The sequence below is a fragment of the Streptococcus suis genome (assembly GCF_019794615.1).
Lineage (GTDB): Bacteria > Bacillota > Bacilli > Lactobacillales > Streptococcaceae > Streptococcus > Streptococcus suis_AI.
The window spans coordinates 15,773-28,166 of record NZ_JAIMDU010000033.1 but is presented as its reverse complement, the minus strand read 5'-3'; the positions used below and the strand labels follow the sequence as shown (position 1 = coordinate 28,166).

Sequence of the window (12,394 nt, the reverse complement as noted above, 5' to 3'; positions counted from 1 at the left end):
TTTATAGCAAAAAATTTTGCAATCATAGAGAATATGATGAGTCGGAGTAATATTTTGAAATATATTTGATTTAAAGAGGAGACCTAGTATCAATGGTAACTTTTCTAGAGTAGTACAGATGTCAGAGGAAGAGACACTTAATCTAGGGAAGCGACATATTTAAAAATAGTAGGTTTGTAATTGAGGACTGAGCAATGCCAAGTCAATGGGAGAAATTATGGTAAAATTTGAACTTGTTACATCAGAAAATGATATCTATATTTATCATTACTATCCTGAAGGCGATTTTGCATCTGAGCCAGGTGTCATTGAACTTAATTTAAATGCTGAGAGTATCTATCTAGTTAAGTTAGCTGCTAGGGACTTTGAAAGATACGTTACTGCCGAGGAAAGAAATAGTCTGATAAGAGCCCTCAATGATATGATTGCTGAAAATGGCGGAGATGATTTAGAAGAATACGTTACAGAGGGTTACACCAGAAGAGTTTATGCAGATCAGGCCATCTCTGGTATTCTAGACGGTTTAAAAAAAGGAAATCCACCAGAGAATGGTATGAGAGCTTGGTATTGAAAGTTGTATAAATTAAAAGGTGCTTAAGGCTACTTTTAGTTTGTATAGTAAACGGTCTTCTGGGAGACTTATTTTCTGATGAGCTTATTGTTCTCGATGGGCTCAATACAGAATAGAAAGTAGTGTTCTCGGCTGTCTTCGGAATTTTATTCATTGAGTTTGAAGTAATTTATGAATGCATATAAATAGGAACAGCCAATTGAACTGCTCCTATTTTTATGTTAAGTATGTAGTTGTTTTCTTGTAAGAATAGCGGTAGATTAGCGGATTTTCATCTATGGTACTTACCTCAAATAGGAAGAAGTGATCGCGATTATCTCTAGCCTTTTCCTTATTTAGGACAAAGTAATTCTTACGAGAAGTTGCCATTGTTTTGAGGATATCATCAGTCAGAAAGGTTAATGGAATATTCATATTGGAGTAGCGGTAGAAGTCACGTTCAAAATCTTGGTAGCTCTCGCTGTAATAGTCCATTTGCAGGTGATTACGTTGAAACTCAAGCTGATTCATAGAGCACCTCCTCTACAAGTTCAATACTAATAATATCTTTCAATTTCAAATTGAGGTGACCTGTTGGAGTTTTTATTAAAATGAAATCTTTGGTTAGACTTGGTATTGTTCCAGTGTAGGAAACTCGCTTGTTTTTTTCAACGACGTGAATGCGTGTGTGCAATTGCCCAGCGTACACTTGACTGAGGAGTAATAATTTCTTCTCCATTGACAAATCAGACATGTACGTTACTTTGTTTACATCATCAGATAGTGCAGATGTATGCTCAGATAGGAAAAAGCCCATCCATTTTTGCATTTTAGTATCCTGGTACTCTCTTGCTGATTGAAATGGTAAGTATGAACGGTCAATCATTTTAATCCCTCCAATCCACCAGCGGAATGACCGCCGATAAGTTTACTGCGTTCAATATTTCTGGAACCTTCAGTTAGGACGGTTCCTTTTTGTATGGCTAAAAAGCCAAACTGTTCTCTGACAACATCAATAGCTGTCTGAAGTCTATTATCTTTTTCAATTTGTTCTACATCATCAAAGAGTGATAGTAGAGTATAACTTTCATCTACGAAGCCACTATAAGATACACCAATTTGTCTCACTGCACCAGAGGTGTATTTTTTTCGGAATAATTCTAGTACATGACCAACCATTGTTTTTGGAAGATTTGCGGGTTCAATTTTTTTCTGAGCATTTATAGATTTTTTCATCTCAGTCCTAGAATAGCCAATATGGATTGAAACAACAGTTGCTTTCTTATGGGCTGAACGCAGTCGATTAGCAACCTGGTCAGCCATTTCAGCTAATACGATTTCAATTTCTCTTTGGGTTCTGTAATCTCTAGGAAGTACTTGTGAGTTACCCAATCCTCGTGATTTTGGTTTATAGGGTTCATGGACGTTACTCTCATCAACTCCATTGGCATGAAACCAAAGTTGAACACCGACTTTACCGAATTCTTTTTTGAGAATATCAGGATTGAAATTGGCCAGTTCTTTGATTGAATGAATACCAAGTTTTTGTAAATGAATCTCAGTTTTACTACCAATTCCCCAAAAATCGGTTAGGTTTGGTATTGCCCAGACTTTAGTTTCCACATCCTCATAGGACCAGTTAGCTCTCATTGTAGCAGTTTTCTTAGCTTCATTATCTAGAGCCAATTTAGCTAGAAGAGGATTGGAATTGCTCATTCCAACAGTTGAGATAATACCTGTTTTACGGTAAATATCTCTCTGAATCATAGCCGAAACATTATCTAACTTATCTTTCCTAGTCATTGCTCTATCAGGAATGAAGTAAGAAAGTGAGCTTGTTAAGTCAATAAATCCTTCATCGATTGAATAGGTAAGAATGTCATCTGGAGCAGCATAGTCTTGAAAGATATGTTGAATCTCTAGATTCTTCTCAATATATCTGTCCATGCGTGGAGGAACAATGAGCGTACGCTTTGCCCAGTGTTCGATGAAAGATTTATACTTTGGTGTTACGTCAATCCCCTGTTTCCATGCATTTTGATAGCTGAATTTTCGAGTGTTGATATCAAATGGCAAGTCGTAGGAACGACCTACATTTGCTTTACCGAAGACTTTCTTAAACATAGGAGAGGAAGCAAGTATTAATCCTGCTGAGTTATCTGCTCTGCTCATGACACACAATGATGTGTAGAGCGGATGCAATCCTCTATCCACACACTCAACCGAAGCGTAAAAGGACTTCATATCGAGAAAAGCTATGTCACTTTGAGGTTCTATAGAATAGTCGATATAGCCCACAGGGTTATCTCCTTTTGAGTTTTTCTAGCTCTTCGATAAGTTCACCGATGTAGTCTGTGATGTCGTATTCAATTTTGTAAGGAGTAAAGATAATACGTTCGTCCTTTATGTAAATCATTTCTTTAAGGTTCATTGGTATTGTCATCCTCCTCGGTCATTGCAATCAAAATAGAGTCTTCTATCAAAAAAGCGTAAGGATAGATTTTTGCATCTTCATTTTGAGGAATAAGAATTTCATCGAATCCTTCATTCTCTAGTCGCTCTTCAAAGTTGTCCATATTGAATATTTCAACTTTACAATCAGGGTTGAAACCATATGTTCCAAGTTCTAAAATATCTTTTAATTTCATGACTATACTCCCTCGACAGGCATAAAGTGACCTACAACTAGACCGACAATTCTTGGTTCATCCTCATAAGGGATGAACTTCTCAGGATAGTCCTTATTCAAGGAGACCATTCTAAATCCATCCTCATCACGGTAGAGCTTTTTGATATAGACAGAGTCATTCCATGATAATGCATAGACCGCACCATCATAGTCGAAACCATTCGAGCGAATAAGTGCGACTTCACCGCTCCTATAAACAGGCTCCATAGAATCTCCCTCAATCCATGCGGCAATATCGTAGCCGTATTGTTCCTCATTGGAGTAGACTGTTTCAGTTTCAAACTCGTCAGAGAATCCTTCTCCCAGACCAGCAGATAGTTGAACATCTGATAGAACTTGTACTGAGAAGAGTGGAGTGACGTTTGAGGTTTGTTCAGAAAGAAGAAGCTCCTCAACATACTCCTCTGCCTTTAGCTGGTTATCGGGAGATAACTGAAGATAGTTATTGACAATATTGTATTCAGATTCAAAATAAGTGACTGGGACATCAAGAATAGAAGCGAGAGCGGTGAGATTCTTCTGATTAGGGATAGATTTACCAGATTCCCACTTACTATAAGAAGCTCTATTGATATCTAATATATTGGCAATTTCCGACTGATTTAAATTTTTTTCAATTCTTTTTTCTTTAAGACGAATTCCAGAAAACATGATGCACTACCTTTGTTGCTTTATTATGCAACAATTATATCAAAAAATTTAATGATTTCAAATATAAAATTTAAAAAATAGACGCGACAATTACCGCGTCTAAAGTTTTTATGGTATAATGCTTAATGATGAATGGAAGATAAAAGGTTTGATAAGTTATTTATCTTACTTTCATTTAGTTTTTGTGAGAAATTGAATTCACCGATAAAATCAATGATTTTGTAGTAATCTTTCACAAACGAGGTTTTATCTAAGGATATATTTAATTGTTCCCAGTTCTGGTACGCTAAGTTTTGGAATTCTATACTAGCTTGAGAAAGAATTTCATTGATTTTAGGACTTAATCTATATAAGGTTCCAACTGATTGAGGAAATTCAACACCATTATATTTCCACTTACCTCCAGCACTGAAAAAATCTCTAAATGAGCTACTATAGTAGAAATGGTTTGAAATAATAAACTCGTGAGCTCTAGTGTAGTCAGCTTTTTTGGAAGTGATTAAATCTTGTGGAAATAATACTAGTACTTCAGATTTTACTTGGTCTTGAACCTTGATGGGTAGACTATTTAATGAGGTTGGTTTTACTGATTCTGGAGTCTCTGACTGTGGAACAAACCATTTTATACCTGAGGTATTCTTTTTTAGGTATGTTTGCAAAAATATAACTTTTTGCTTTTCATTCATTTCCCTGAGGTTATTATATTCTTCAGCATTTGCAAATACGCTATTAGAGGCATTCATGTTAATTTTAAAACGAGGACTGTGAGTCACATTAATTCCAGTTGTGACCTTCCAGTAGTAGTCATATTTAACTAGGATGTGATCTCTGTTAGGTTCTTTACTTCCGAAAAGTAGGAATATTTCTTCATAGTCTTCATCGGTAATACTTTCAAAAACTGAGTTTCCATTTGTATCCCACGAACCGTTATTTCTACTTTTTAGTTCTAGTCCGTATCTCTTTTGATTGATTACTAAATCCATGTCTGGGAAATGATGCCCAAGATGGACTGTATAGTCAAAGATATTAACATTATTAATATCAGACTTTATTTTTTTGGCGATTTCTGGTACAAGTTCTTCAAATCCATTTTGGTTTCCTTTACTTACCAAATATTTCTTATCAATAGGGTTTAAAGCTTCAATATTGACTTTAAATAGTTCTAAAATATCTTTTACTTCCATTGTTACCTCCTAAGAAAGGAAAAATTAGATGTCAACTTCGTTCTATTATGATAATTATAACACAGTGAATACTCAGAGTATTTCTATAAATAATGAATCCAAGCCTTTAAATGTTGTTAGTCTCTTTTCAGGAGCGGGTGGAATGGATCTTGGATTCGTAGGCGGGTTTGAGTACTTGGGTGACAAGTATGAGAAAAATCCATTTAATATTGTTTTTTCAAATGATATATTTTCTCAAGCAGCAGATACCTATGAAGCAAACTTTCAGCATAAGGTCGAGAGAAGAAGTATTTCAGTTTTAGATGTTAATGAAGATTTACCAGACGTGCCAGTTGATGTTGTTTTAGGCGGTTTTCCTTGTCAGACATTCTCATATTCTGGAAAAAGAGCTGGCTTGAGTGATGAACGTGGACAACTATATTTACAAATGATAAGGGTTATTGATCACTATAAGCCAAAAATGTTTATTGCAGAAAATGTTGATGGGATTCGAAATTCTAAAAAGAATATTAAAGGAGAAAATGTTGATGAATCAGCACTGAGTATTATTTTAGCTGACTTTGAAAGACATGGTTATAATGTTCAGTATAGAGTACTGACGGCAGCGGATTACGGTGTACCTCAAATGCGTCGTAGGGTAATAATAATGGGAATTCGTAAGGATCTAGGAACTGTTGAGAGTCAATACTATCCTGAAATTCTATTTGATGAAACTGGGGAAAAAACTGGTAGAAAATGGAGAACCGCCTATGACGGGATTGATGACTTATGGAACAAAGTGAATGAGTCTGGAATTCCTAACCACACTATTAAGGATATTTCTAAAGCAAAATTCTACCCAGGGAAGAAGATGCAAGGTAATAATAGGATTGATGCTAATCGACCTTCTCCTACAATTCGAGCAGAACACCATGGAAATATTGAGGCTCATTACAGAACATTTTTAGAGGATGAAGACGATATGAGTGGTTGGAGAAGACTCAGTGTTCGTGAATGTGCTAGACTTCAGTCGTTTCCTGATACGTTCAATTTCGTCACAAGTGCTTCATCAGCATATAAAGCAGTAGGAAATGCTGTACCACCAGTCATGGCTTGGCATATTGCAAGAAGTGTATATTATACGCTAGAGAACGTTCTTAAGTGAAAGAAAAAATAATTCGGTTCTAGCCATAAATTTAAAATTAGGTAAAACGCATAAAATCATATAATATCCTATAAGGTGATATGATTTTATGCGTTTCTTAATAATATACCTTACCTAGATTAAGTCACTAAACTTATCCTTACCAAGATAGCGTGAATTCCCCCTTGTAAATTCATCATCAAATTCCCTCTTTAGAAATTTATTGATTTTAGTCCAGTATCCTGTTTTTATATCTTTCTTTCCTGTATAGCCAACAGCCTTTTTAATTTTTTTTGCGAGTTCGACATTGGCACTGACTAGAACTAGGTCAATTTCATTCCTTAAGAGGTAGAAATTATATAGGGATTTTGAGACTTCAATACCATTGATTTTTCCTTTACCAGCGGCGGTAAACACATCTCGTAAATTAGTTGAGTAAACAGAATAATTATTTATTAAAAAATTTGCATAATTACTGTAGTTGTTTCGATGATTTTTTTTAGAATTATTAAGAACATCGAATGGAAATAGTAGATAGGCGAAAATCCGTAACTCATCTTTATTTTTTCCATCTAAGGATTTAAACTCATAAACAAATGTATCCTTTGAGGGTGCATACCAAGTTGAATGTGATGTGTTATCTTTTAGGTAATCGCTTAGGAATTTACTTTTATTACTTTTATCCTGTCGTCGAAAGTTTTCATATTCATTATTATTTTTAAATACTGTCTGTTGACCCTTCATATCAATAATGAAGCGTGGACTATGTGTAACTTTAATTTGGGAGGCAACTTTCCAATATTCATCATATAATATTTCATACTTGTATTCATTAGAGGTACGACTTCCAAATATAAGATAAATCATTATATAATCATCGTCAGTTTGACTCTCTAAAGTGGAGTTACCAGGAATAGACCACTCTCCTTTTTGTGAACTCTTTAATTCGACTCCGTACTTATTTCCATCGATTACTATATCCATATCTGGAAAGTGCTGTCCTGTAATTAGATTAAATTTTATATTTTCATTTTGATATTTTGACTTTAGATGTCTGATTACATCTTCATCAAATAATTTTTCAAACCCATTCGAATTACCGTTGCTTTTAAAATACTTTTTATCAAATTCTTGTCGCTCTATATATGCTTTAATTTCATCCAAAATGTCAGTAATTGCTGTCATGTTCAAACCTCCAGTAGAAAAATTATATCACATATTCGAAGCGTTTACAAAACGTGATATAATATTCTTACTACATTCAAGTGAGGTTTAGTGATGTTCGATAAATATATTTTTGATACTTACCAGGATTTAATCATAAAAACTGTTAGAGGTTTCATTTTCAATAATAAGGATAATACTGATTTATCTACATACATGGTACCCGAACCAAATGGATATATTGAGTTTGATGATTTCGAACTATATAAGATTTACTATGAAGTAGTTGATAATTCAAAACTGAAACTTGAAATTATCGTGATTGCAGATGTCATTGTTCGTCAGTATATTAAAGGTGAAATGGAATTAGATACGAAATCGAAATACGTTTCAGTCTATGTAGATATGGAGCTTGATTCAGGTATTAAAGTTTTTAATATTTATAACGCAGAGTTCAAATCTGACCAATATAAAAAAACTAAAAATTTGATGCTTAGTAGGGATTGGGTTCCGTACATTCCTAAGAAAGAATTTGATAACATTGCAGAATCATTTCTTAAAAAATATTATCCTGTAGCACTTAGGCAGCCAACTCCTATACCGGTAGAGTTAATTGTAGCTGAGATGGGACTTTCGATACATCGAGAGAAGTTAACATTTGATGACTCAGTTTTTGGTAAAATGGTTTTTAAAGATACTAAAGTAGAGGTGATTGAAAAAGACCAACTTGTCTCGAAGCCTTTTAGCAAAGGAAGTATCTTGGTAGATAAAGATGTTGTCTATAAGAGAAATGTTGGTTCTTTCAATAATACTGTAATTCATGAGTGTGTGCATTGGGAATTACATAAAGTATTTCACGAAGTAAGAATGATACTTGATACTAGATACTCGGTATCTAGTAGTTGGACAGAGGAAAATCAGGCAGATTCTAGTATGTGGTCTCCTCTTGATTGGATGGAGTGGCATGCTAATGGGATTGCTCCTCGAATCCTTATGCCAAAAGTTCAAACGAAAATTAAGATTAGAGAGTTATTTCGAACTTTAACCTTAGTGAATCCTGACATCAGTCGCTCTGAACTTGTACGTGAAGTGGTTGATGAACTTGCTGAATTCTTTAATGTATCCAAGCAGGCAGCAAAAATTCGAATGATTGACTTGGGCTTCAAAGAAGCAAATGGAGTTTACAATTACTTAGATGATAGGTATATGCACAATTTCGCTTTTGAGCTTGAAGCTTTTGATAATGGAAGTAGCTATACAATCACATCGAATGATTTATGCTTTGAATATTGTTTTAATGAGTCATTCAGACAAATCATTGATGGAAATAAGTTTCTTTACATTGATAACCATCTTTGTTTAAAAGATAAAAAATATATTTCCATGACAAAAGATGGACCAGCGATGACTGATTATGCTTATGAACATATGGATGAATGTTGTCTCCTTTTCAAGGTAAAGTCGAAGAAATATTCTACCATATCTGATGAAGACTATTATGATTATGTGTTGAATCGTGGGGTAACAAGAGAGAGCGAAATAAAAGCTGACTTTGTGGAGATTTTACAGAATCCGAGTTTAATGGATCAGTTACCACCTTTAGAAATGGTGAAACTTTCAAAAAATATTTCTGATTTATTAAAGGAATTACCTTTTGAATTCTCTGGGACATTACGTAGTCACAGAAAGAGGAAAAAATGCTCTCAACCATTATTAGCGAATATTGTTGGCATTACGGAAAAAACTCTCAGAAGTTATGAAACCAAAGAAGATAATCTACCTAAGCTTGAGTTAGCATTGGCATTTTGTTTTGCTTTAAAACTTATGCCTCCTATAAGCGAAGATATGCTTGAAAAGGCGGGACACAAATTAACTAAAATTCACCAGCATCAAGTTTATAAACTGTTACTAACGACAAGTTATTACAAACCATTAGCTGAAATAAATACGATATTACAAGCAGCACAAATGAAGACACTATAGACTATCAAATTTTTGATGGTCTTTTTTTTAATCCAAAAAGCGGAAATTGAATTTCCGCTTTTTGCTCATTAATTGATTATTTCGAGGCTTTATCTTATCAAGAACATTATAGCCAATAGGGTTTAGATACGGAAGTCTAGACTACCTGTTTTTTAGGGTTGCAAAGATCTATACTTATGTTGTAAAGATTAATCCTACATTTTATTGACTTCTTAAAGATACTTTGTAATGGGGAAATTATCCTACGTTATAGGCTTTAACTGTGTCTTTAAGAAATAGCAGTTCAGCTATAAAGCCAGCTGACCATGATTTAGCAAAGGAGCTGCTGATGTGGTCAGAAACAAAATTAAATAGTTCTTTTGGCATGTCCAATTCCTTTGTGAATGAAGGAAAAGGTGACAAGACATGTCAAATAATGAACAAAATACTAAGTCAAAATACAACCCAGATCGCTATAAAAGTGAAAAGTCATATAATGATGTAGAACCTACTGACTCACAAGTACTAGTACCATTCGTTATTAGGGATAAAGCGATGTTAGTTAGCAAGGATGTTAATAGAGACAATCTCAAAACATTTAATATCTATGGCAAGCGAATTCTTGTTGGATTCGTGCCAGTTGAACGAGAAGAGTTTACGAATGCCCTTCGTGTCTTTAACATGGATACCAATGAGTATTTGAGCCGTCATTCTAAAGGAAAACATGATGATTTATCTTTAGATGAGATGTTCGAGAAGATGGATAATGATGAGAAATTTGGCTACGATCCAACTGGAATCCCTTCTCATGAGGAAAAACTGATGCTTATTGAAACACTAGAAGAATTGATTGATGTTGTTTATCAACGTAATGAAAAGTACGGTAAAATCCTAAAGCTAATCTACCAAGATGTCACAATTAGCAAACAAGAAATCATTGAAAAACTTGGTCTGAAAAAGACCCAAGGGTATGACTCAATTAAGAAAGCACATGCACTCGCAAAGGAGGTATATAAAGAACTAAATCAATAATTGAAAATCGCCATCTCAATTTCTGAGGTGGCGATTTTTTGCTAATCTTTCTGATAGAATAAGCATTCGTATCCGTCGGCACGAAGGTTGATATCAGTCATCCAGTCTGGTGCAATACCCATCAATGATGCAATCTTATCAATTTTTTGTTCCATTGGACATTCGATTATTACTTCATCGTGGACATGGCCTACAATTTTAAACTCTTTCAGTTGTTTCAAAGAGAAAGCAAGAATGTCACGGCTGATAGCTTGTACAATGTTTTCTACAAATTTTGGACCATAACTTTCGAGCCTCTCCCAACGTTTGGCAGTTCCAGTCCCTTCGTATGTGACAGACTCTCCACCGAACTGGTTCTCTCCAATTCTTGGTTTAATATATGATAATTTACGACCAGATGGGAGTGAAATGAATAGAATGCCGCTTCTTACTTCAAATTTAATACCGTGAGTTGATGTTGGAATTAGGTTCTTTACAGCAGTCTTAACCGCCCTGTCCACATCCCACCATAATAGAACGATATTGGGATTTGCTTGTCGCCAAGAGTTAACAAGAGGTTGGAGTTCTTCCTCCGATAGTCCCATCTCAAGGGCACCCATGGCTTTCAACGCACCGACTGAACCACCATATCCGCAAGCAAGCTCTGCAATTTTTCCTTTTTGCCTGAGTTCAGAATTTTGTCCATGTTTTTCAACTGGTACACCAAACATTTGTGAGGCTGACATACAGTAGATGTCTTTCCCTTGTTCAAATACCTTACTCCGCCATCTCTCTCCAGCTAAGTGGGACAGTACACGAGCTTCGATAGCTGAAAAGTCGCAAACAATGAATTTCTTTCCTTTGCTAGGAATAAAGGCTGTTCGGATAAGTTGAGATAAGGTATCTTGTGTGTCGTAGAGTAGCTCAGTAGCTTCTAAGTTACCTTTTTTAAAAAGTTCCCTAGCTTCCTCTAGGTCAGGAAGATGGTTCTGAGGTAGATTCTGAAGTTGCACCAAGCGACCAGCCCATCGACCTGTACGGTTTGCTCCATAGAATTGAAACATCCCCCTTGCTCGACCGTCCTTACAAACACAGTTCATCATGGCTTGATATTTGGATACACTTGATTTGGCAGCTTGCTGACGGAGTTTAAGAACTTGAGCAGTCGTCTCATCAACCGTTTTGAGCAATTCCTTCACAGCTTTTTTGTCTAGAGAATCTGTTGATACTCCATGTTCACGTAGCCAGCCAATCATCTGCAGAACAGAGTTGGGATTCTCAAGGCCAGTTAATGCTTTTAGTTCCTCTTGGATTTTAACTTTGCTCTCTGCATCAATTTTGATTGCGGCTTTTACAAAGTCAACATCTATGCCAATACCTCGATCGTTGATAATCTGATCCTGGTGATATTCTTCCCAAACAAAGTCAGGTACGGAGAAGTTTTTCAGTCGTTCCTTGATAGCCAATTCGACCTCAACATCACGTCTGTTGTAATCGATAAAGGTAGCCCACTTGTCAGGCGCGTGATGAGGAAAGTTGCGAACTCGTCCCCCATTGACTTTGGTAGGCTTACAAGGCACGCAGAAGTAGCGAATGAGGTCAGCACCCTCTCTCATCTTTTGGTCTTTGAGTTTGAGAACTGTTCCAACTCCCTCAAGGGAGAGTGGAAGTCCTAAATAGGCTGACCAAATCATGCTACATCTCCATGAAACTGGAGATAAAAATCCATCAAGTAATAAATCAGGATGATATTTCTTGAGCCAGTTTGATAGACAAATTCGCTCAAATGTAGCGTTGAAAGCCCATTTGATGACTTTATCATCTACTAAAGCTTCAAGAATATCTTGTGGTAACTTCTCCTTAGTTAAGTCGTAAACAGTCACTGGTCCATTATTGACAGATACCGCAAACAAAAGGATTTCAAAACTGTCATCTTCCGCATAGCGATAGACACCAGATTTTCGTAAGTCAATTTCACAATAAGTTTCGATGTCTATACTGATCTCTTTAATTGGCATAGTTTGTCCTTTCTGAAAAAGGTGACAGAAGTGCTGCCACCT

The 12,394-nt window shown here is 35.6% G+C and carries 14 protein-coding genes; 4 read left to right on the top strand and 10 right to left on the bottom strand.

Annotated features, from left to right (window positions below; translation table 11 throughout):
• Positions 1-217: 217 nt before the first annotated feature.
• On the top strand, positions 218-571 hold the full coding sequence (locus K6V43_RS09185) for a hypothetical protein (protein WP_172020982.1): 354 nt from the start codon (positions 218-220) through the stop codon (positions 569-571).
• A 216-nt stretch (positions 572-787) separates the two neighbouring features.
• On the opposite strand, the gene K6V43_RS09180 is transcribed toward K6V43_RS09185, so the two are convergent.
• From K6V43_RS09180 to K6V43_RS09155, 7 genes are all read right to left on the bottom strand, one after another.
• The gene (locus tag K6V43_RS09180; protein ID WP_222382788.1) at positions 788-1,081 is read right to left on the bottom strand and encodes a DUF5960 family protein; all 294 of its coding nucleotides are present in this window, start codon (positions 1,079-1,081) and stop codon (positions 788-790) included.
• On the bottom strand, positions 1,068-1,436 hold the full coding sequence (locus tag K6V43_RS09175; protein WP_222382786.1) for a hypothetical protein: 369 nt from the start codon (positions 1,434-1,436) through the stop codon (positions 1,068-1,070). Before K6V43_RS09175 ends, K6V43_RS09180 begins: the two co-directional genes overlap by 14 nt.
• Positions 1,433-2,848, bottom strand: coding sequence for a Y-family DNA polymerase (locus K6V43_RS09170; RefSeq protein ID WP_222382784.1), 1,416 nt, complete (start codon positions 2,846-2,848; stop codon positions 1,433-1,435). Before K6V43_RS09170 ends, K6V43_RS09175 begins: the two co-directional genes overlap by 4 nt.
• Positions 2,849-2,852: 4 nt before the next feature.
• Positions 2,853-2,981 (bottom strand): hypothetical protein, encoded by a 129-nt coding sequence (locus K6V43_RS11595; RefSeq protein WP_261308039.1) that lies wholly within the window; start codon positions 2,979-2,981, stop codon positions 2,853-2,855.
• Positions 2,971-3,198: a hypothetical protein gene (locus tag K6V43_RS09165; RefSeq protein ID WP_222382782.1), complete on the bottom strand. Its 228-nt coding sequence runs from the start codon at positions 3,196-3,198 to the stop codon at positions 2,971-2,973. Before K6V43_RS09165 ends, K6V43_RS11595 begins: the two co-directional genes overlap by 11 nt.
• Before the next feature lie 2 nt (positions 3,199-3,200).
• Positions 3,201-3,890, bottom strand: coding sequence for an XRE family transcriptional regulator (locus K6V43_RS09160; RefSeq protein ID WP_222382780.1), 690 nt, complete (start codon positions 3,888-3,890; stop codon positions 3,201-3,203).
• A gap of 122 nt (positions 3,891-4,012) precedes the next feature.
• The gene (locus K6V43_RS09155; RefSeq protein ID WP_222382778.1) at positions 4,013-5,074 is read right to left on the bottom strand and encodes a hypothetical protein; all 1,062 of its coding nucleotides are present in this window, start codon (positions 5,072-5,074) and stop codon (positions 4,013-4,015) included.
• Positions 5,075-5,102: 28 nt separating this feature from the next.
• On the opposite strand from K6V43_RS09155, the gene K6V43_RS09150 reads away from it, so the two are divergent.
• Entirely contained in the window at positions 5,103-6,218 is a 1,116-nt protein-coding gene (locus tag K6V43_RS09150) for a DNA cytosine methyltransferase (protein ID WP_222382776.1), read from the top strand.
• Positions 6,219-6,332: 114 nt separating this feature from the next.
• Here K6V43_RS09150 and K6V43_RS09145 read toward each other — a convergent pair whose 3' ends face one another.
• On the bottom strand, positions 6,333-7,382 hold the full coding sequence (locus tag K6V43_RS09145; protein ID WP_222382774.1) for a hypothetical protein: 1,050 nt from the start codon (positions 7,380-7,382) through the stop codon (positions 6,333-6,335).
• Positions 7,383-7,475: 93 nt separating this feature from the next.
• Here K6V43_RS09145 and K6V43_RS09140 point away from each other — a divergent pair, with 93 nt between their 5' ends.
• Positions 7,476-9,344, top strand: a complete 1,869-nt coding sequence (locus K6V43_RS09140) for an XRE family transcriptional regulator (protein WP_222382772.1) — start codon at positions 7,476-7,478, stop codon at positions 9,342-9,344.
• A gap of 237 nt (positions 9,345-9,581) precedes the next feature.
• On the opposite strand, the gene K6V43_RS11590 is transcribed toward K6V43_RS09140, so the two are convergent.
• Positions 9,582-9,710 (bottom strand): hypothetical protein, encoded by a 129-nt coding sequence (locus tag K6V43_RS11590; RefSeq protein WP_261307588.1) that lies wholly within the window; start codon positions 9,708-9,710, stop codon positions 9,582-9,584.
• Between the two features lie 39 nt (positions 9,711-9,749).
• Here K6V43_RS11590 and K6V43_RS09135 point away from each other — a divergent pair, with 39 nt between their 5' ends.
• Complete coding sequence (locus K6V43_RS09135; RefSeq protein ID WP_222382770.1) at positions 9,750-10,355, top strand: hypothetical protein; 606 nt, start codon at positions 9,750-9,752, stop codon at positions 10,353-10,355.
• Positions 10,356-10,396: 41 nt separating this feature from the next.
• On the opposite strand, the gene K6V43_RS09130 is transcribed toward K6V43_RS09135, so the two are convergent.
• Positions 10,397-12,352, bottom strand: coding sequence for a DNA polymerase (locus K6V43_RS09130; protein WP_222382769.1), 1,956 nt, complete (start codon positions 12,350-12,352; stop codon positions 10,397-10,399).
• Positions 12,353-12,394: the final 42 nt, after the last annotated feature.